Source organism: Pseudomonas cichorii (assembly GCF_018343775.1).
Taxonomy (GTDB): domain Bacteria; phylum Pseudomonadota; class Gammaproteobacteria; order Pseudomonadales; family Pseudomonadaceae; genus Aquipseudomonas; species Aquipseudomonas cichorii.
The window spans coordinates 4559919-4578925 of sequence record NZ_CP074349.1; the positions used below are offsets into that span (position 1 = coordinate 4559919).

At 58.5% G+C, this 19007-nt stretch carries 16 protein-coding genes; 7 read left to right on the forward strand and 9 right to left on the reverse strand.

Annotated features, from left to right (window positions below; genetic code table 11):
- Window positions 1-55: 55 nt before the first annotated feature.
- From KGD89_RS19400 to KGD89_RS19410, 3 genes are all read right to left on the reverse strand, one after another.
- Entirely contained in the window at window positions 56-925 is an 870-nt protein-coding gene (locus KGD89_RS19400) for a carboxylate/amino acid/amine transporter (protein ID WP_025261425.1), read from the reverse strand.
- A 162-nt stretch (window positions 926-1087) separates the two neighbouring features.
- Window positions 1088-1687 carry an FMN-dependent NADH-azoreductase gene (locus tag KGD89_RS19405; protein ID WP_025261426.1) on the reverse strand — a complete coding sequence of 200 codons (600 nt, stop codon included), beginning with the start codon at window positions 1685-1687 and terminating at the stop codon, window positions 1088-1090.
- 139 nt (window positions 1688-1826) lie between these two features.
- A complete protein-coding gene (locus tag KGD89_RS19410) occupies window positions 1827-2141 on the reverse strand; it encodes a hypothetical protein (RefSeq protein WP_025261427.1) in 315 nt (104 codons plus the stop codon).
- Between the two features lie 64 nt (window positions 2142-2205).
- On the opposite strand from KGD89_RS19410, the gene KGD89_RS19415 reads away from it, so the two are divergent.
- From KGD89_RS19415 to KGD89_RS19430, 4 genes are all read left to right on the forward strand, one after another.
- Window positions 2206-3129, forward strand: coding sequence for a LysR family transcriptional regulator (locus tag KGD89_RS19415; RefSeq protein ID WP_025261428.1), 924 nt, complete (start codon window positions 2206-2208; stop codon window positions 3127-3129).
- A 14-nt stretch (window positions 3130-3143) separates the two neighbouring features.
- Window positions 3144-3932, forward strand: a complete 789-nt coding sequence (locus KGD89_RS19420; RefSeq protein ID WP_025261429.1) for an alpha/beta fold hydrolase — start codon at window positions 3144-3146, stop codon at window positions 3930-3932.
- Window positions 3933-4038: 106 nt separating this feature from the next.
- Complete coding sequence (locus KGD89_RS19425; RefSeq protein ID WP_025261430.1) at window positions 4039-4608, forward strand: peptidylprolyl isomerase; 570 nt, start codon at window positions 4039-4041, stop codon at window positions 4606-4608.
- A gap of 108 nt (window positions 4609-4716) precedes the next feature.
- The gene (locus KGD89_RS19430) at window positions 4717-6549 is read left to right on the forward strand and encodes an ABC transporter ATP-binding protein (RefSeq protein ID WP_025261431.1); all 1833 of its coding nucleotides are present in this window, start codon (window positions 4717-4719) and stop codon (window positions 6547-6549) included.
- A gap of 82 nt (window positions 6550-6631) precedes the next feature.
- On the opposite strand, the gene KGD89_RS19435 is transcribed toward KGD89_RS19430, so the two are convergent.
- Window positions 6632-7753: a GNAT family N-acetyltransferase gene (locus tag KGD89_RS19435; protein WP_025261432.1), complete on the reverse strand. Its 1122-nt coding sequence runs from the start codon at window positions 7751-7753 to the stop codon at window positions 6632-6634.
- A 271-nt stretch (window positions 7754-8024) separates the two neighbouring features.
- Here KGD89_RS19435 and KGD89_RS19440 point away from each other — a divergent pair, with 271 nt between their 5' ends.
- A complete protein-coding gene (locus tag KGD89_RS19440; protein WP_025261433.1) occupies window positions 8025-9290 on the forward strand; it encodes a putative porin in 1266 nt (421 codons plus the stop codon).
- A 147-nt stretch (window positions 9291-9437) separates the two neighbouring features.
- Here the strand turns inward: KGD89_RS19440 and KGD89_RS19445 are convergent, their stop codons facing one another.
- The 3 genes from KGD89_RS19445 to fadD1 form a co-directional block, all read right to left on the reverse strand.
- Window positions 9438-10559 carry a beta-ketoacyl-ACP synthase III gene (locus KGD89_RS19445; protein ID WP_025261434.1) on the reverse strand — a complete coding sequence of 374 codons (1122 nt, stop codon included), beginning with the start codon at window positions 10557-10559 and terminating at the stop codon, window positions 9438-9440.
- 228 nt (window positions 10560-10787) lie between these two features.
- Window positions 10788-14699: an ATP-dependent RNA helicase HrpA gene (hrpA, locus tag KGD89_RS19450; protein WP_025261435.1), complete on the reverse strand. Its 3912-nt coding sequence runs from the start codon at window positions 14697-14699 to the stop codon at window positions 10788-10790.
- A 120-nt stretch (window positions 14700-14819) separates the two neighbouring features.
- Window positions 14820-16511 (reverse strand): long-chain-fatty-acid--CoA ligase FadD1, encoded by a 1692-nt coding sequence (gene fadD1, locus KGD89_RS19455; RefSeq protein WP_025261436.1) that lies wholly within the window; start codon window positions 16509-16511, stop codon window positions 14820-14822.
- Between the two features lie 446 nt (window positions 16512-16957).
- Between fadD1 and KGD89_RS19460 the strand changes: the two genes are divergently transcribed.
- Complete coding sequence (locus tag KGD89_RS19460; RefSeq protein ID WP_025261437.1) at window positions 16958-17902, forward strand: alpha/beta hydrolase; 945 nt, start codon at window positions 16958-16960, stop codon at window positions 17900-17902.
- Between the two features lie 38 nt (window positions 17903-17940).
- Entirely contained in the window at window positions 17941-18411 is a 471-nt protein-coding gene (locus KGD89_RS19465) for a MaoC family dehydratase (RefSeq protein ID WP_025261438.1), read from the forward strand.
- Between the two features lie 161 nt (window positions 18412-18572).
- On the opposite strand, the gene ccoM is transcribed toward KGD89_RS19465, so the two are convergent.
- Window positions 18573-18683 (reverse strand): cytochrome c oxidase subunit CcoM, encoded by a 111-nt coding sequence (ccoM, locus tag KGD89_RS26240; protein WP_025261439.1) that lies wholly within the window; start codon window positions 18681-18683, stop codon window positions 18573-18575.
- 158 nt (window positions 18684-18841) lie between these two features.
- Window positions 18842-19000 carry a hypothetical protein gene (locus KGD89_RS19470; protein ID WP_038399997.1) on the reverse strand — a complete coding sequence of 53 codons (159 nt, stop codon included), beginning with the start codon at window positions 18998-19000 and terminating at the stop codon, window positions 18842-18844.
- Between the last annotated feature and the right edge of the window lie 7 nt (window positions 19001-19007).

Genomic DNA, 19007 nt, shown 5'->3' on the forward strand with positions numbered 1-19007 from the left:
CGGCCAAGGCCCCTCCCACAAGTGACAGGTATGCCTCAATTGATCTGCATTAGCCCTACTGCCCCCTCACCAGCAAAGGCCTGGCCCCGAACCGGCTGATCCAGAGCGACACCACAATCAGCACCCCTCCAATGAACAGACGGCTCAGTGACTCGTGCTGGTTCCAGATCAACAGGTTGACCAAAAGGCCCACCGGCACATGCAGGACGTTGAACACGGCCAGGGTCGAACCTGATACCAGGCACGCGCCCTTGTTCCACCAGTACATACCCAATGCTGTGGAACACAGCCCCAGGAACAGCAGAACGCTCCATTGCTGGGCGTCGGTGGGAACGTTCTGCGGATTGCCGAACATCAGGAAGGCCGGCAGGACTACCGCCAGCGCACCGAGGTAGAAATAGCCGAAACGCCGATAATGCGGCAGGTCGCTCGGGTGGCGCGCCACCAGATGTTTGTAGAGCACCTGCCCGGCGGCGTAGGTGAAGTTGGCCAGTTGCAGCAGCAGGAAGCCACCGAGGAAGTCGCCGTCCAGCCCGTCATAGCGAATCACGCCTGCGCCCAGCACCGCGACGCCAGCAGCCAGCAAGGCCCATGGATTGAAACGCCGGTTGAGGGCATCTTCGATCAGGGTCACGTGCAGGGGCGTCAGGATGGTGAACAGCAGCACTTCCGGCACCGTCAGCACACGGAAGCTCAGGTACAGGCAGACATAAGTGATGCCAAACTGCAGCGCGCCGATCAGCAGCATGCCGCGCATGAACCTTGGCTCGACCTTGCGCCAATGGGTCAGCGGAATGAACACCAGCCCCGCCAGCACCACGCGAATCAGCACGGCCAGATAACTGTCGACATGACCCGCCAGATAGACACCGATCAGGCTGAAGGAAAACGCCTGGATCAGCGTCACGATAAGTAGATAACCCATGAGCGCCCCTTTTTTGAAGGTCGCGAACATAGCGGGTTGCTGGTTTGGGTGTCTAGTCGGAGATTGATATCGAACGGTTCTGTAGAGTGCCTTTTGAATGCCGCCTCGCGACTGAAGTCGTTCCTACACAGTCTGAAGGAAAGACTTCAGTCGCGAAAAAGGTCAGGCCACTTCAGCGAGCCTGGCAATCGCCTGGTTCAAACCTTTCTCGCTGAACTCGCCGCCCATGTTCAAGCCTTCGGCATGGATGAAGCTGACATCGTGGATCCCTACAAAACCCAGCACCTGACGCAGGTAGGGTTCCTGATGATCATTGTTGCTGCCGGCATAGATGCCGCCGCGGGCGGTCAGCACGTAAGCGTGCTTGTTGGTCAGCAAGCCTTGAGGGCCGGTTTCGCCGTATTTGAAGGTCACGCCGGCACGCAGCACATGGTCGAACCAGGCCTTGAGGGTGCTGGGGATGGTGAAGTTGTACATCGGTGCCGCCAGGACCAGTACGTCGGCAGCAATCAGTTCATCGGTCAGCAGGTTGGAACGCTCCAGCGCAGCTTGCTCGAGGCCAGTACGCTGCTCGGCAGGCTTCATCCAGCCGCCCAGCAGGGTTGCGTCCAGGTGAGGGACAGGATCGATGGCCAGGTCACGCACCGTGATTTCATCGCCAGGGTGCGAATTCTTCCACTGACTGATGAATTGCTGCGTCAGTTGACGTGAAACCGAATCCTGTTGGCGGGCGCTGCTTTCGATAACCAGTACACGGGACATGACCTGTGATCTCCATCCAAGAATGTGTTGAGTTGATGGAGAGAAGGCTAAACGTGAACCTATCGATGAAAAAGCGCAAAAACCTGCTCCTATATATCTAATTATTTGTCTTATCCGTAGGAGCGCTCTACCCTCATTGCTATTCAGGCTCACAAGTGAGCGTGATCCGCAGCTTGATAATGCTGCGATTGAACTTGGAAGAGACATCGACGCTTTTCCCGGCGGCTACCTGAACACGACGAGTGCGTGGCGCTTCGGGGCCGTTGCGGAACACCACCGAACACTTGGCATCGACACTGCCGTAGTTGTTCACGGTAATGGAGCCGGTGTCGTGGTAGGTGTCGTGGCTGTTGTAGTCGATCTGTACGCCCTCGTACTTCTTTTCCACCTCGATGGGATAGGCAAAAGCACTCAAGGGCAGCATCGCCAGCAGTACGCAGCACAATCTGTTCATCCGACAGTCTCCAGAGAAAGGACTGTCAGATTAGGACAATAGGGATGGAAAGAGGAATAACAGAATGAAAGCCCCTCGCGTGACCCTCGATCAATGGCGCACTTTGCAGGCCGTTGTCGATCACGGTGGTTTTGCCCAGGCCGCCGAAGCGCTGCACCGTTCACAGTCGTCGGTCAGCTACACCGTGGCGCGGATGCAGGATCAGCTCGGCGTGCCGCTGTTGCGTATCGATGGCCGCAAGGCTGTATTGACCGAAGCCGGTGGCGTGTTGCTGCGCCGTTCCCGGCAACTGGTCAAACAGGCCAGCCAACTGGAAGACCTTGCTCATCATATGGAGCAAGGCTGGGAAGCCGAGGTGCGTCTGGTCGTCGATGCGGCTTACCCCACGGCGCGATTGGTGCGGGCCTTGACCGCGTTCATGCCGCAAAGCCGTGGCTGTCGGGTGCGGTTACGCGAAGAAGTGCTGTCCGGTGTCGAGGAAGTGCTGCTTGAAGGCGTGGCCGACCTGGCTATCAGCGGCTACAACATTCCCGGTTATCTGGGCACGGAAATGAGCACCGTGGAGTTCACGGCAGTTGCCCATCCCGAACATCCCTTGCACCTGGCCAATCGCGAATTGACGTTCCAGGACCTGGAAAGCCAGTTGCAAGTGGTGATCCGTGACTCGGGCAGACAACAGCCTCGTGACGTCGGCTGGCTCGGCGCCGAACAGCGCTGGACGGTCGGCAGCCTTGGCACGGCGACCACCTTTGTCAGCAGCGGCCTGGGCTTTGCCTGGCTGCCGCGGCACATGATCGAACGGGAACTCAAGGAGGGTGTGCTCAAGATCCTGCCGCTGGACAAAGGTGGCAGTCGCAATCCGTCGTTCTATCTTTACTCAAGTAAAGACAAGCCGTTGGGGCCGGCAACACAGATCCTGATCGACTTGATCCGAACGTTCGACACGGCCCCGCTGACAGCGGCATTCGCGGCGCCTCAACAAGCCTGACGGGGAAGGACCCAATGACTTTTTTCGAACACGATGGCTGTTCACTGCACTACGAGGAATACGGCCAGGGCGAACCGGTATTGCTGCTGCATGGCCTGGGCTCCAGTTGCCAGGACTGGGAATACCAGATTCCGGTGCTGGCCGAGCACTATCGGGTCATCGTCATGGATGCACGGGGCCATGGTCGCTCGGACAAACCCCATGAGCGCTATAGCATCAAGGGCTTCAGCGCCGATGTCGAAGCCCTGATCGAGCATCTGCATCTGGGGCCGGTGCATATCGTTGGCCTGTCCATGGGCGGCATGATCGGCTTTCAGATAGCGGTCGATCAGCCTGGCCTGCTCAAGAGCCTGTGCATCGTCAACAGTGCGCCGCAGGTGAAGGTCCAAAGCTTCAGCGACTTGATGCAACTGATCAGGCGCTGGACGCTGTCGCGGGTGGTGAGCATGAACACGCTGGGGCATGCCCTGGGCAAACTGCTGTTCCCCAAACCGGAGCAGGCCGAACTGCGCCAGAAAATGGCCGAGCGCTGGAGCAGGAATGACAAGCGCGCCTACCTGGCCAGTTTCGATGCGATTGTCGGCTGGGGCGTGGAGAAAAAACTGTCACGGATCACCTGCCCGACGCTGATCATCAGTGCCGATCGCGACTACACGCCGGTGGCCCTCAAGGAGGCCTACGTCAAACAGTTACCCAACGCCCGGCTGGTGGTCATCAAGAACTCCCGCCACGCCACGCCGCTGGACCAGCCCGAGCAATTCAATCGCACCGTTCTGGAATTCATTGCGTCAACGAAGGTCTGAAAACCGCATGCGGGGTTTCAGGCTTTGTTCACACTGGGCAAAAAAAGCCAAACGTGGTTACCTTGCCAGCCACAGTCGACATCATCACTGAAGGACTCTCTGCCCCATGCTGAAAAAAATCGCCCTCGCCGCCTGCTCCGTGTTGTTCGCAGCCAACCTGATGGCGGCCCAGCCTCCAGCCAAGCCCACTCATGTGGTGCTCGACACCAGCTTCGGCCAGATCGAACTTGAACTCGCTGACGAAAAAGCGCCGATCAGCACCCAGAACTTCCTGGGCTATGTCGACAGCGGTTTCTACAACAACACCATTTTCCATCGCGTGATCCCGGGCTTCATGGTTCAGGGTGGCGGCTTCACCCAGTATCTGGTGCAGAAGAACACCAAGGACCCGATCAAGAACGAAGCTCAGAACGGTCTGCACAACGTACGCGGCACCATCGCCATGGCCCGCACGTCGAACGTGAACTCGGCAACCAGCCAGTTCTTCATCAACACCAATGACAACGCCATGCTCGACAACGGCGTACGTGACTACGGTTACGCGGTGTTCGGCAAAGTGGTCAAGGGCATGGACGTGGTGGACCAGATCGTCAACGCCCAGACCAGCAACCAGAAAGGTATGCAGAACGTGCCTGTCGACCCGATCCTGATCAAGTCGGCCAAGCGCGTCGAGTAAAGGGAATTCGGACGCATGCAGCCCAGGCTCAAGGCCGGCTGCATGCGCTCTGTCAGGGAGAGCCTCCAATCATCAAGGAGAACCCACATCGCGTGGGGATCATAGCCAATGCTTTATCGTCGTTTTGAAAAGCTGATCGATACCTTCCGAGACGCACCTACCGCCTCCCCGCCCAATACCGTTCTAGCGTTCTACGTCTATTACCTGCGCCAGGTATGGCCCGTTTTCACCGCGCTGCTGGTGGTCGGCCTGATCGGAGCGCTGATCGAAGTCGCGCTTTTCAGTTACCTGAGCCGCATCATCGACCTGGCCCAGACCACGCCCGCCAAGGATTTCTTCACGGTCCATGGCAGCGAACTGATCTGGATGGCGATCGTGACCCTGCTGCTACGCCCGGTCTTCGTCGGCCTGCATGACCTGCTGGTGCATCAGACCATCAGCCCCGGCATGACCAACATGATTCGCTGGCAGAACCACAGTTATGTGCTCAGGCAGAGCATCAACTTCTTCCAGAACGACTTCGCCGGACGCATCGCCCAGCGCATCATGCAGACCGGCAACTCCCTGCGCGACTCGGCCGTACAAGCCGTGGATGCCCTCTGGCATGTGCTGATCTACGCCATCAGCTCGCTGGTGCTATTCGCTGAAGCGGACTGGCGACTGATGATCCCGCTGATGCTCTGGATCGCGGCTTACATCCTGTCGCTGGTCTACTTCGTGCCAAGGGTCAAGGAACGCTCGGTGGTGTCCTCCGATGCGCGCTCGAAACTCATGGGCCGGATCGTCGATGGCTACACCAACATCACCACGCTCAAGCTGTTCGCCCACACCAATTTCGAGGAGCGCTATGCCCGCGAAGCCATCAGCGAACACACCCACAAGACCCAACTGGCTGCCCGGGTAGTCACCGCCATGGATACGGTCATCACCACCATGAACGGCCTGCTGATCGTGTCGACTACCGGTCTGGCCCTGTGGCTCTGGAGCCAGTCGCTGATCTCGATGGGCGCCATCGCTCTGGCGACAGGACTGGTGATCCGGATCGTCAACATGTCCGGCTGGATCATGTGGGTGGTCAACGGCATTTTCGAGAACATCGGCACCGTGCAGGACGGGCTGGAAAGCATCTCGCAACCGGTCACGGTCAACGACAAACCTGATGCGCCGCAATTGAAGATCGCCAAGGGCGGCGTGAAGTTCGAGGGTGTGGATTTCCACTACGGGAATGGCAACGGCATCATTCACAACCTCAACCTGGATATCCGGCCCGGTGAGAAAATCGGCCTGATCGGCCCTTCCGGTGCAGGCAAGTCGACGCTGGTGAACCTGCTGCTGCGCATGTACGACGTGCAGGCGGGACGGATTCTGATTGATGGCCAGGATATTTCCGAGGTCACCCAGGAAAGCCTGCGGGCACAGATAGGCATGATCACTCAGGACACGTCGCTGTTGCATCGTTCGATCCGCGACAATCTGTTGTATGGCAATCCTGGCGCGACCGACGAGCAACTGTGGGACGCCGTGCACAAGGCCAGCGCCGAAGAGTTCATCCCGCTGCTGTCCGACTCCGAAGGCCGCACCGGTTTCGATGCTCATGTGGGGGAGCGTGGTGTGAAGCTGTCCGGTGGCCAGCGCCAACGTATCGCGATCACCCGTGTTCTGCTCAAGGACGCGCCGATCCTGATCATGGACGAAGCCACATCAGCGCTGGACTCGGAAGTCGAAGCCGCGATTCAGGAAAGCCTGGAAACCCTGATGCAAGGCAAGACCGTCATCGCCATCGCTCACCGCCTGTCCACCATTGCCCGAATGGATCGTCTGGTGGTGCTGGAAAAAGGCCAGATCGCCGAAACCGGCACCCACGCCGAACTGCTTGCCCATGGCGGGCTGTATGCACGGCTGTGGCAGCACCAGACCGGCGGATTTGTAGGGGTGGATTGAGTTTCAGAGCTGTGGGAGCGAATTTATTCGCGAATGAATTCGCTCCCACCACAGACATATTTATTCACGAACAGCCCGTCAATCAAACCTGCCGATACGGCAAAGCCCCTCGGGCATCCTCGGCATATGCCAGGATGCCGACCCGCTCCTGCTCCAGAAAATCACTTACGGCGTCCTTCAAGCCTGGATGCAGCAGGTAATGCCAGGAGTGGGTGATCTGCGGCTCGAAACCCCGAACCAGTTTGTGCTCGCCCTGGGCACCGGCATCGAAGCGCTGTAGCCCTTTTTCGATGGCGTAATCCATGCCCTGATAGAAACAGGTCTCGAAATGCAGACGGTCGAACTCGGCCAGGCATCCCCAATAGCGGCCATAGAAACTGTCGCCCCCTGTCAGGCTGAAGGCCATGGCCACCGGTCGCTGGCCCTGGCGCGCCAGCACCACGCGAATCGCTTCGGGCATGCGTTCGGCCAGCAGGCTGAAGAACGCTCGCGTCAGATACGGCGCCTGCCCACGCACTTCATAAGTATTGGAATAGCAGGCATACACGAAGTCCCACAGCACTTCGCTCATCTGGGCGCCTTCGAGCCACTCGAACTCGATCCCCTGCCCCGCCACCTGTTCACGCTCCTTGCGCATCTGCTTGCGTTTGCGCGAACTCAAGGCGTCGAGGAAATCCTGAAAGTCTCGATAACCGCGGTTGTGCCAGTGAAACTGACAACCGTAGCGCTGCAACCAGCCAGGCTGAGCGGTCAGCAAGGCATCGGCGGCAGGGTCGGTGAAATTCACATGGGCGCTCGACAAGCCTTCGCCTTGCAGATAGCCCGGCAGCCCCGCGAGCAATTGCACACCCGCCTCAGGTGTTCGTGCCAAGACACGCGCACCGCTTACCGGGCTGAACGGCACAGCAGCAAGCAGCTTGGGGTAGTAGGCGATGCCCGCACGACGGCAGGCATCGGCCCAACCGTGATCGAACACGTACTCGCCGTAGGAATGCCATTTGCGATAAGCGGGCAATGCCGCAATCAGTTCGCCGTTCTCGTAATGCAGCAAATGCTCGGCTTTCCAGCCCGAACGAGGGCCAAGGCTGCCGCTGTCTTCCAGTGCACTGAGAAAGGCGTGTCGCAGAAAGGGCTGACCATCGGGAACCAGCGTATCCCATTGGGCGGGCACGACATCACTGAGGCTGGCGGTCGGGACGAACATGGGGACGTTCCAGGCTGATCGGAGAACGCAGCAGTATCCCCCATCGAAACGCAATGTTCACGAATTGTTGCTCCGAAGGCTCTAGCCCGCATGTTTCAGACTCTGAATCGTCACCAACATGCCATCGTATTGCCACCTTCCTGAAATAACCAGCCGCAATACTGGCGCCTGTTTTTAGAACAGAGGGTACTAACCCTCACCGCGCCCTGCCTGTTGGGTGGTTTTTACAAGGATGGTTTTCCCCATCCGCTATTCAGTTATGGAGATTGACATGCGTCTTGTTTCTACACGTACTGCGGCCGCCCTTTCCGGCAGCCTGGCACTGGCCATGAGTGTTGGCGCCAATGCCGCAGTCGACGCCAAACTGCTGGACATGCTCAGGGCCAATGGCTCGATCAACCAGGCTCAATACGCTGAACTGCAGACCGAACTGGCAAAAGACCAGCAGGCTCAGAAACAGGCTCTGGCCGATGTCCAGCAGAGCAAATCCGCCTCTCAGGCCGAGTTCGAGAAAAAGATCGCCTGGGCCACCAAGACTCAGTTCAAGGGCGATGTGCGGGTACGTCAGGAAACCATCAACATCGACGGCCAGACCAACGCTCAGGACAAAGACCGCCAGCGTATCCGTGCCCGTCTGGGTGCCTACACCGAAATCAACCCGCAGGTGAGCACCGGCATTCGTATCGCCACCGGTGGCAGCAGCGATGCACGCTCCACCAACCAGGATCTGGATGGCTACTTCGTCAAGAAAGACCTGTGGCTGGACCTGGGCTACATCGACTATGCCCCGACTGCGGTCAAGGATCTGCACGTGATCGGCGGCAAGATGAACCAGCCGTGGGTCAGCATGGGCGACGTCATCTGGGATAGCGACATCAACCCGGAAGGTCTGGCTGCCACCTACAAACTACCGCTGGGCGGCAAGACCGAGCTGTTCGGCAGTGCCGGTCATTACACCCTCAAGGACAACATCGACGGCGACGGCACCCAGTTCCGTCACGACCTGACCATGTACGCCGGCCAGTTGGGTGCTCGTTTCGCACCGACCGACGACCTGAAAGTCACCCTCGGCGGCAGCCTCTACGGTTTCCGTAACGACAAGGACAGTGCTGCCCTGCGCGTCAACGGCAACACCACCGACCAGTTCCGTCTGTATGAAGGTTTCGGCCAGATAGACATAAGCGGCCTGGGCTTGCCTCTGGCGCTGTATGGCCAGTACGTCGTCAACAATGACAGCACTGACGATCAGGACACTGCCTGGCTGACCGGTGTGAAAACCAAGGTGTTCGGCTTCAACCTAGACTACAACTACCGCGATACTCAGCGTAACGCAGTGGTCGGCGCCTTCACCGATTCGGACTTCGCCAACGGCACCACAGGTTCACGTGGCCACAAGCTGAAAGTTGGTTACGAAATCGACAAGAATTTCTCTGTCGGCGCGACTTACTTCCTGACACAAGCCGACTACGCTACTTCAACCAGCCCGCGTGATTCGGATGTGAAGACACTGCAGCTGGATGTAGAAGCCAAGTTCTAAAGAAAACTGACTGCGCGTCAAGTTTTCATAAAGCTGCACGCTCTCGTTTTTACAGGCTGGCCTTGGCATATCGATCCCCATCATCCGTCGATCTGCCAATGCCGGCCTGTCTTTCTTTTCAGGCTCTGTAACCGTTCCGAGCCTTGATCAGCGCTTGCGCAAGATCACGCTGCCAATCGAATACCCCGCCCCGAAAGAACTGAGCACACCCAGTGCGCCTTTGGGCAAGTCGTCCTGATAGGAGTGAAAGGCGATTACCGAGCCGGCCGAGCTGGTGTTGGCGTAGGTATCGAGAATCACCGGTGCTTCTTCAACGCTGGCTTCGCGCCCCAGCAGCTTCTTGACGATCAGGTGGTTCATGCTCAGGTTGGCCTGATGGAGCCAGAAGCGTTGCACGTCGCTGGCATTGAGCCCGTTCTCGTTCAGGTGAGTGCCCACCAGCTCCGCCACCATCGGGCAGACATCGCGGAATACCTTGCGGCCTTCCTGGACAAACAGTTTGTCCGGCGCGCCTTCGCCCTCATCCGAGGTGCGATTGAGAAAGCCGAAGTTGTTGCGGATGTTGTTGGAGAACGTGGTCAGCAGTTTGGTGCTGACGATATCGAACTGGTACGGGGAAGTGGCCAGATCGGCGCGCTCCACCACAACAGCCGTGGCACCGTCGCCAAAGATGAAATGGCTGTCGCGGTCGCGGAAATTCAGGTGCGCGGTGCAGATTTCCGGGCTGATGACCAGCAACGCACGAGCCTGGCCCAGTTGCACGCTGTTGCAGGCAGCCTGAATGCCAAAGGTGGCCGAGGAACAGGCGACGTTCATATCGAAGCCATAGCCCTGGATGCCAAGGGCCGACTGGATTTCGATGGAAATAGCCGGGTAAGCGCGTTGCAGATTGGAACAAGCGACGATCACGCCATCGATATCGGCAGCCGTCTTGCCTGCGCGCTGCATGGCCTGTTCGGCAGCCGCCACGCCCATCTGGCAAAGAATCGACCACTCGTCATTGGAGCGCTCCGGCAGGTTCGGCTTCATGCGTTGCGGATCGAGGATGCCTTGCTTGTCCATCACAAAACGACTTTTGATACCCGAGGCCTTTTCGATGAACGCAACGCTGGACTCGCTCAGCGCCTCGACTTCACCACGCTCGATGGCCGCAGCGTTATCGCTGTTGAATTGGGCGACATAGGTATTGAAAGACTGCACCAGCTCTTCGTTCGAGATGCTGTTGGCCGGGGTGTACAGGCCTGTGCCGCTGATGACGACGTTGTGCACGGTCGTTCCTCTCTTATGAATGTTGCGGGTAGTCGTACGGTAAGTGGCGGCCAACAACTTATTGGAACCAGCGTACCAACACACATGTAAAAACCGCCTGCTGGGGCAAGACCACACCCCGCGGCACACTTCAAGGCAAGGCGCGAAGTGTGCCATAACGGCGGGGGTTTAGCGCTAGTCAGGCGACCGGCAACGGCATGCAGTCTGTGTAGGACCGCAATAGCGCTATCAGGCTTCCACCTGACTCCACTGCTTGTTCAGGCGTTTATCCGATACGGGCATTCGGGTGCCCAGTTGCTGGGCGAACAGGGACACACGATACTCCTCCAGCCACCAGCGGTAGACTGCCAGTTCCGGGTCGCGCTTGCCTTCCTGGGCATGTTTGGAGGCGCGGGCCTGGTATTGCGCCCACAGGCCGGACAATTCGATGCTCCAGACTCGGTCCTTCTGCACCTGCGCCGGCAGTTTTTCCAGGCGCATTTCGATGGCCTTCAGATAACGCGGCAGCTCCTTGAGCCATTGGGCTGGGGTTTCACGCACGAAGCCCGGATAGACCAGTTGCCCCAACTGGGACTTGATGTCGTTGAGTGCCACGGCTTGGGACAGGTCGATCTTGCCCTTGAAACGCTTTTGCAGGCCGTGCCAGAGCTTGAGAATTTCCAGCGTCAGCTTCGCCAGACGCTCGGCATGCTCGCTCCAGTTGCCGCGCTTGCGCTCGGCCAGCGACAACAGACCTGCGCCGTCACGGGGCAGCTCCGCTTCGCCTTCCAGGATGCAGGTGTCGAGGCTCGCCAGCAGAATGTCTTCCACCAGCGCATCGATACGCCCAAGCTCCCGATGCAATAAGGCCAGCTCGGTTTGCCCCGGCAGCTTGCTGCGCAGAAACTTGGCAGGCTCTGCCAGTTGCTGCAAGAGCAAACGCTGCAAGGCTCGGCGATGTTGATACTCAGCTTCGGCCTGGGTCGAGAAGCGCCCTTCCTTGACCGTGCCCGCCTCTTCCACCAGAGCCGGATACACCGTCATGGACAGGCCGGCAATGTTTTGTTGAGTCTTCTGAGCCACCGGCGCAAAGACCTTGGCTTCCACCGGCTGCTGACTTTTCGCACTTTGTGGCACGGCCAATGCAGCCTGACTGGCCTCGGCAAAACGCGCCGTCAGTTCAGCCAGGTCACGCCCTTCACCCAGGAACTTGCCGCTGCCATCGAGGATTTCCAGATTCATCTTCAAGTGGCTTTCAAGCTGCTGAGCCGCTTCGGCCCAGGCTTCGTCCGACACTCTGGCGCCAGTCATGCGCAGCAGTTCACGCCCCAATGCCTGAGGCAACGAGCCTTCGCCAAAAGTGATGCGTTGCAAGGCCGCCTTCACGAAATCGGGCACCGGCACGAAGTTCTTGCGGATAGCCTTGGGCAGGTTGCGGACCAGTGCAATGCACTTGGTTTCCAGCAAACCCGGCACCAGCCATTCCAGGCGCTCGACCGGCAACGACAGCAACAGCGGCGCAGGCACGCGCAGGGTGACACCGTCACGGGGATGGTTGGGCTCGAAGTGGTACGTCAGCGCCAGGCTCAACTCCCCCAGACGCAAGGTGTCGGGATACTGAGCAGCCGTCACTTCACTGGCTTCACGGGCCAGCACGTCTTCCTCGCGCATGATCAACAGCTGCGGGTCTTTCTGGCTGTTGACCTTGTACCAACTGTCGAAGGTGGCGGTCTGGTGAATCTCGGCGGGAATCCGCGCCTCGTAGAAACTGTAGAGCGTGTCTTCGTCGGCCAGAATATCGCGACGCCGAGCCTTGGCTTCCAGCTCGTCCAGTTGCTCCAGCAGGCGCGTGTTGGCGCTCAGGCACTTGGCGCGGGACTGAATATCGCCACGCACCAGCCCTTCGCGGATAAACAGCTCGCGGGAAACCACCGGGTCCACAGGGCCGTAATGCACCGGACGACGAGCGACCACGATCAGGCCGAACAGGGTGATCTGCTCGAAAGCCACCACCTGCCCGCGCTTCTTCTCCCAGTGCGGCTCGAAGTGGTTTTTCTTGACCAGATGCCCGGCCAGCGGCTCGATCCAGTCGGAATCGATTTTGGCCACCATCCGCGCATAGAGCTTGGTGGTTTCCACCAGTTCGGCGGTCATCAGCCATTGCGGGCGTTTCTTGCCCAGACCAGAAGAAGGATGAATCCAGAAACGCCGCTGCCGCGCGCCCAGGTAATCGCCCTCTTCCGCCTTCTGGCCGATCTGGCTCAGCAGGCCGGAGAGAATCGCCTTGTGGAATTTGGGGTAATCGGCCGGCTCCTTGTTGATCGCCAACTGCAAGTCACGGCAGATCAGGCTCAATTGCCGATGGGAATCGCGCCACTCCCGCAGCCGCAGGTAATTGAGGAAATTGCGACGACACCAGTTGCGCAGCGGGCTGGCCGTCAGCGCCTGACGCTGCTCCTCGAAACCGCGCCACAGATTGACCAGCCCGGCAAAGTCAGAGTCGGCGTCCTTCCATTGTGCATGGGCCTGATCGGCAGCCTGCTGACGCTCGGGCGGACGTTCGCGCACATCCTGCACCGACATGGCGCTGGCCACGATCAAGACTTCCTGAAGACTGCCCTGCTTCGCTGCTTCAAGCAGCATGCGACCCATGCGCGGGTCAACCGGCAGCCGAGCCAACTGGCGGCCCAATGGCGTGAGCTGGTTTTCGCGATTGACGGCGGACAGCTCCTGCAACAGGTTGAAACCGTCGCTGATGGCCTTGCCGTCCGGCGGCTCGATAAACGGGAACGCCGTGATTTCACCCAGCCGCAGGTGCAGCATCTGCAGGATGACCGCCGCCAGGTTGGTGCGCAGAATCTCCGGGTCCGTAAATTCAGGACGCCCGTTGAAATCCTCTTCGCTGTAAAGACGCACGCACAGCCCAGGCTCGACCCGGCCACAACGGCCCTTGCGCTGGTTGGCGCTGGCCTGGGAAATGGCTTCGATGGGCAAGCGCTGAACCTTGGCGCGATAGCTGTAGCGGCTGATACGCGCCGTACCAGTATCGATCACATAACGAATGCCCGGCACGGTCAGGGACGTCTCGGCCACGTTGGTCGCCAGCACCACGCGCCGCCCCGGATGCGATTGGAAGATGCGCTGCTGTTCGGCGGGTGACAGGCGCGCATACAGCGGCAGGATTTCCGTGTGCTTGAGTTGAGCCTTGCGCAGCACTTCCGCCGCATCACGGATTTCCCGCTCGCCGGGCAGGAACACCAGTACATCGCCAGGGCTCTTGCGCTCGCTGCGCTCGAAAGCCGCCAGTTCATCCAGTGTGGCCAGAATCGCCTGATCCACGGTCAGGTCGTCTTCGACGCTGTTGCCTTCTTCGTCCTGCTCGCTGGTGAGCGGGCGATACCAGGTTTCCACCGGGAAGGTGCGACCGGACACTTCGACGATAGGCGCCTTGTCGAAGTGCTCGGAAAAACGCTGCAGGTCGATGGTGGCCGAGGTGATGATTACCTTGAGGTCCGGACGGCGCGGCAGCAGGGTTTTCAGGTAGCCCAACAGGAAGTCGATGTTCAGGCTGCGTTCATGGGCCTCGTCGACGATGATCGTGTCGTAGCGCTCCAGAAAACGGTCATGCTGGGTTTCGGCCAGCAGGATGCCGTCGGTCATCAGCTTGATAAGGGTATTGCTGTCGCTTTGATCCTCGAAGCGCACCTGATAGCCGACCAGTGCGCCCAGCGGCGTGCTCAGCTCTTCCGCGACCCGGCTGGCCACGCTGCGCGCCGCGATACGACGTGGCTGGGTATGGCCGATCAGGCCATGCTGGCCGCGACCGATTTCCAGGCAGATCTTGGGCAACTGGGTGGTTTTACCCGAGCCGGTCTCTCCAGCGATGATCAGCACCTGATGCTTGAGCAGCGCTTCCTTGATTTCATCGCGCTTGGCGGCAATCGGCAGGTTTTCGTCATAGCGAATCGGCGGCACGCTGTCGCGCCGGGAAGTCACCTGGGCAAAAGACGCCTGCACCTTCTCCACCCACTGAGCCAGCTTCGCGTCGTCAGGCTTCTTGCGTAGCTCGTGCAACTGACGACGAAAACGATGGCGATCGCTGATCATCGCGTGATCGAGGTTTTTCAGCAGTTGGTCGATGGAGAGGCTTTCTTCGGTCATCAGGCGCGCAGGGTCTTTTTGAAGATGCGGGGCGCGGATTGTCGCAGATTTGCAGGGGGGATGCTTTTCGCGAATGAATTCGCTCCTGCCACAGGAGCGCATTCATTCGCGAAAGCAGGCTTACTTCTTGACGCCCAGCTTTTTCAGTTCTTCGTCACGCAGTTCGCGGCGCAGGATCTTGCCGACGTTGGTGGTCGGCAGGACATCGCGGAACTCGACACTGCGCGGCACCTTGTAACCGGTCAGGTTGGCGCGCATGTGTTCCATGACCTGCTCTTTGGTCAGGGTAACGCCCGGTTTAGGGACCACGAAGACCTTGATCGATTCACCGGATTTCTCGTCCGGTATGCCGATGGCTGCACATTGCAGTACGCCCGGCAAGCCTACCAGCACATCTTCCAGCTCGTTGGGGTAGACGTTGAAACCCGAGATCAGAATCATGTCTTTCTTGCGGTCAACGATACGCATGTAGCCATCGGGCTGGATAATCGCGATGTCGCCCGTCTTGAGCCAGCCTTCAGCATCGAGCATTTCGTCGGTGGCCTCCTGGCGCTGCCAGTAGCCCTTCATCACCTGAGGGCCCTTGACGCACAGTTCGCCCACTTCACCCAGTGGCAACTCGTTGCCCGCATCGTCGATGACTTTGCACAGGGTTGAAGGCACGGGAATACCGATGGTGCCTATCTGGATGTTGCTGATGGGGTTGACCGTCGCCACCGGGCTGGTTTCGGTCATGCCGTAACCTTCGCAGATCGAGCAATTGGTGACTTCCTTCCAGCGCTCGGCCACTGCCAGTTGCAACGCCATGCCGCCAGACAGAGTGACTTTCAGGCTGGAGAAATCCAGGTTGCGGAATTCCTGGTTGTTGCACAGCGCGACGAACAGGGTGTTGAGCCCCACGAAACCGCTGAACTTCCACTTCGACAACTCCTTGACCATCGCTGGCAGATCGCGAGGGTTGCTGATCAGGATGTTGTGGTTGCCGATGAGCATCATCGACATGCAGTGAAAGGTGAAAGCGTAGATGTGATACAGCGGCAGCGGCGTGATGAGGATCTCGCAACCTTCATGCAGGTTGGAACCCATCAGGGCCTTGCATTGCAGCATGTTGGCGATCAGGTTGCGGTGGGTGAGCATCGCGCCCTTGGCCACACCTGTGGTGCCGCCGGTGTATTGCAGCACCGCGACATCGGAGTTCGCGGGCGAGGCTTCCTTGACAGCCTGACCACGGCCCTTGCTCAGGACGTCATTGAACTTGATGGCGTTGGGCAGGTGATAAGCCGGCACCATCTTTTTCACGTATTTGATGACGCTGTTGATCAGCAGTCGCTTGAGCGGCGGCAGCAGGTCGGCCACTTCGGTAACGATGACGTGCTTGACCTGGGTCTTGGGCACGACCTTCTCGGCCAGATGCGCCATGTTCGCCAGACAGACCAGTGCCTTGGCACCGGAATCATTGAACTGGTGTTCCATTTCCCGCACGGTGTACAGCGGGTTGGTGTTGACCACGATCAGGCCGGCCCGCATGGCTCCAAATACTGCTACAGGATATTGCAGGACGTTGGGTAGCTGGACCGCGATGCGATCGCCGGGCTGCAGGTCGGTATGCTGTTGAAGCCAGGCGGCGAAAGCACCCGAGAGTTCGTACAGCTCGCCATAGGTGATGGTCTTGCCCAGGTTGCTGAAGGCCGGTTTATTGGCGAAGCGCTCACAAGACTGCTTCAATACGGCCTGGACGTTGGGGTACTCATCAGGATCGATGTCGGTAGCGATACCGGACGGGTATTTATCCTTCCAGAAGTTCTCGATCATGCAAGCCAGCTCCGTAGCGATAGCGAATTCTTCACATCGCTGTACGCGATGATTTTTTTGTGTTTTGGAATTATGCAGTTCCCGCTTTTTCCGCTGAATGACTGGCAGAAAGCGGGCCGAGATTAGCAGCTTTGCCAAAGGCCGCCTAGAGGCAAAAAAGCCCTCACCAGTCACATTCATGACTCTTGAATAGCAAAACGTCATTTTTAGAGCAATGATTCTATTTGTTACGAATGTAACTGAAAACAGGGGGCCAAACGCCCCGCCCCATATCCTGCAATTCCTTCTTCTAAACGCTGCGTCCATGCGCGGACAACCACTATTCCCCTCTCCAATACCTGCTGCAGGCCACCGTGAATCTTGCAGTCGGGCAACCTGAAGTCGTCATCGGCGATACACTGAATGAACACCTCATTCGGGCATCGATCCAGACTCGGGAAATAACCATGAACCACGAAGCCTTCTGGCTCGATGCCAGTGATAACACCCGTCTGCATGTCAATGCATGGCTTCCGGCAGATACGCCAAAAGCCGTCGTGATGCTGTCTCACGGCATGGCAGAACACGGTGGTCGTTATGAAAGGCTGGGCACGGCACTGAATGTGGCTGGCATCGCGTTGTATGCCCATGATCAGCGAGGACACGGGCTGACGGCCGCCAACGGGGAACAGGGTCATTTCGCGGACAAGGACGGCTGGAGCAAAGTGGTGGGCGACCTGGCAACCCTGAGCCAGACCATTGGCCAGAAACACCCTGGCCTGCCGCTGTTCCTGCTGGGCCACAGCATGGGCAGCTACATTGCCCAGGCGTATCTGATGCACCACGGCGCCAGCCTGCAAGGCGCGATTCTCAGTGGCTCGAATTTCCAGCCGGTTTCGCTCTATCGCAGTGCTCGCCAGATTGCGCGCCTGGAACGCTGGCGCCAGGGGCCCAAGGGGCGTAGCGCCCTGATCGAATGGCTGTCGTTCGGCTCGTTCAACAAGGCATTCAAACCAGCACGCACACGCTTCGACTGGCTCAGCCGCGACCATGAAGAAGTCGACAAGTACCTCTTCGATCCTCTTTGCGGTTTTCGCTGCACCAATCAGTTATGGTTCGATCTGCTCGGCGGGCTGCAGAAAATCAGCAAGCCGTCCAACCTGAAACAGATCGACCCGGGCCTGCCGTTGCTGATAATTGGCGGCGAATGTGATCCGGTGAGCGATGGGAAGCGTCTGAAAGATCTTGCTCATGCATTGGGAAAGGCAGGTCATCAAGTCGTGCAACTTGAGATCTACCCCGAGGCGCGACATGAACTGCTCAATGAAACCAATCGCGATGACGTTACCCGTGATTTGATCGACTGGCTGCTGCGCTCACTCGAACAACCACGTCCGCACCGGGCCGAATGACTCCTCCCGGTCTAAATATCCATTTTCAGGACAGCCACATGACCCAGGTCACCAACACACCTTACGAAGCACTTGAAGTCGGTCAGACTGCCAGCTACAGCAAAACGGTGGAAGAACGTGATATTCAGCTGTTCGCCGCGATGTCGGGCGATCACAACCCGGTCCATCTGGACGCCGAATATGCTTCAAAGACCATGTTCAAGGAGCGTATCGCTCATGGCATGTTCAGTGGTGCGTTGATCAGTGCGGCAGTGGCCTGCGAGTTGCCTGGACCGGGCACTATCTATATCGGCCAGCAGATGAGCTTCCAGAAGCCGGTGAAACTGGGCGATACCCTGACCGTACGCCTGGAAATCCTGGAAAAGCTGCCGAAATTCCGCGTGCGCATCGCGACCCGCGTATTCAACCAGAACGATGAGCTGGTGGTGGATGGCGAAGCGGAAATCCTTGCTCCTCGCAAGCAGCAGACCGTTGACCTGACCGTGCTGCCGGAAATCACCTTCGGCTGATAGTAGAAGCCAATTCATTCGCGAAGACCCATTGAATCCGATAAAGATATGTCGTGCTCGATGCTGTCTCGCGAATGAATTCGTTGGCTTTTTTCAAAAAAAATGGGCAACCGAAGTCGCCCTAAATGCCTTGCGTGCTCTTGTTATGGAAGGCCTGAGCCTTACTTGCGCTTTTGCGAGTCCTTCCAGATGAAAAGTCCGAAGCCTGCGAAGAAAACAAGCATCAGGCCGACGGTGACGACACCTGCGACAACCACATTGTCCAGAAACATAACTTCGCCTCCTGCTCTGCCCGTTCGATGGAGCTAGATTAACCACAACGGCGCGCAAAGAAATTGACCCAGATCAGTGATCCCGAAGCTCGACAGGTGAGCGTGGGGACAACTGATCCGGGTCAACGGATCTGAAACGGGGTATGGAACAGCAGGTATCAGCGCTTTTTCGGCTTCTTGCCGGGCTTTTTCTTGCCACTGAGTGGCATCGCCTGTTCAAAGGCATTGCGTACTTCATTAAGGCGTTTGTCGTTCAGATCGTGAACACGCCTGGCGCGCTCGGCGCCCAGATCGATCAGCTTTTCATCTTCGCTCATGACTGCA

Bases quoted from the DNA above. Each gene is read 5' to 3' on its own strand.
- KGD89_RS19440 (WP_025261433.1), top strand. From the start codon at position 8,025: ATGCGTCTTGTTTCTACACGTACTGCGGCCGCCCTTTCCGGCAGCCTG.
- KGD89_RS19430 (WP_025261431.1), top strand. From the start codon at position 4,717: ATGCTTTATCGTCGTTTTGAAAAGCTGATCGATACCTTCCGAGACGCA.
- KGD89_RS19460 (WP_025261437.1), top strand. From the start codon at position 16,958: ATGAACCACGAAGCCTTCTGGCTCGATGCCAGTGATAACACCCGTCTG.
- fadD1 (WP_025261436.1), bottom strand. From the start codon at position 16,511: ATGATCGAGAACTTCTGGAAGGATAAATACCCGTCCGGTATCGCTACC.
- KGD89_RS19425 (WP_025261430.1), top strand. From the start codon at position 4,039: ATGCTGAAAAAAATCGCCCTCGCCGCCTGCTCCGTGTTGTTCGCAGCC.
- hrpA (WP_025261435.1), bottom strand. From the start codon at position 14,699: ATGACCGAAGAAAGCCTCTCCATCGACCAACTGCTGAAAAACCTCGAT.
- ccoM (WP_025261439.1), bottom strand. From the start codon at position 18,683: ATGTTTCTGGACAATGTGGTTGTCGCAGGTGTCGTCACCGTCGGCCTG.
- KGD89_RS19435 (WP_025261432.1), bottom strand. From the start codon at position 7,753: ATGTTCGTCCCGACCGCCAGCCTCAGTGATGTCGTGCCCGCCCAATGG.
- KGD89_RS19420 (WP_025261429.1), top strand. From the start codon at position 3,144: ATGACTTTTTTCGAACACGATGGCTGTTCACTGCACTACGAGGAATAC.
- KGD89_RS19400 (WP_025261425.1), bottom strand. From the start codon at position 925: ATGGGTTATCTACTTATCGTGACGCTGATCCAGGCGTTTTCCTTCAGC.
- KGD89_RS19415 (WP_025261428.1), top strand. From the start codon at position 2,206: ATGAAAGCCCCTCGCGTGACCCTCGATCAATGGCGCACTTTGCAGGCC.
- KGD89_RS19470 (WP_038399997.1), bottom strand. From the start codon at position 19,000: ATGAGCGAAGATGAAAAGCTGATCGATCTGGGCGCCGAGCGCGCCAGG.
- KGD89_RS19405 (WP_025261426.1), bottom strand. From the start codon at position 1,687: ATGTCCCGTGTACTGGTTATCGAAAGCAGCGCCCGCCAACAGGATTCG.
- KGD89_RS19410 (WP_025261427.1), bottom strand. From the start codon at position 2,141: ATGAACAGATTGTGCTGCGTACTGCTGGCGATGCTGCCCTTGAGTGCT.
- KGD89_RS19465 (WP_025261438.1), top strand. From the start codon at position 17,941: ATGACCCAGGTCACCAACACACCTTACGAAGCACTTGAAGTCGGTCAG.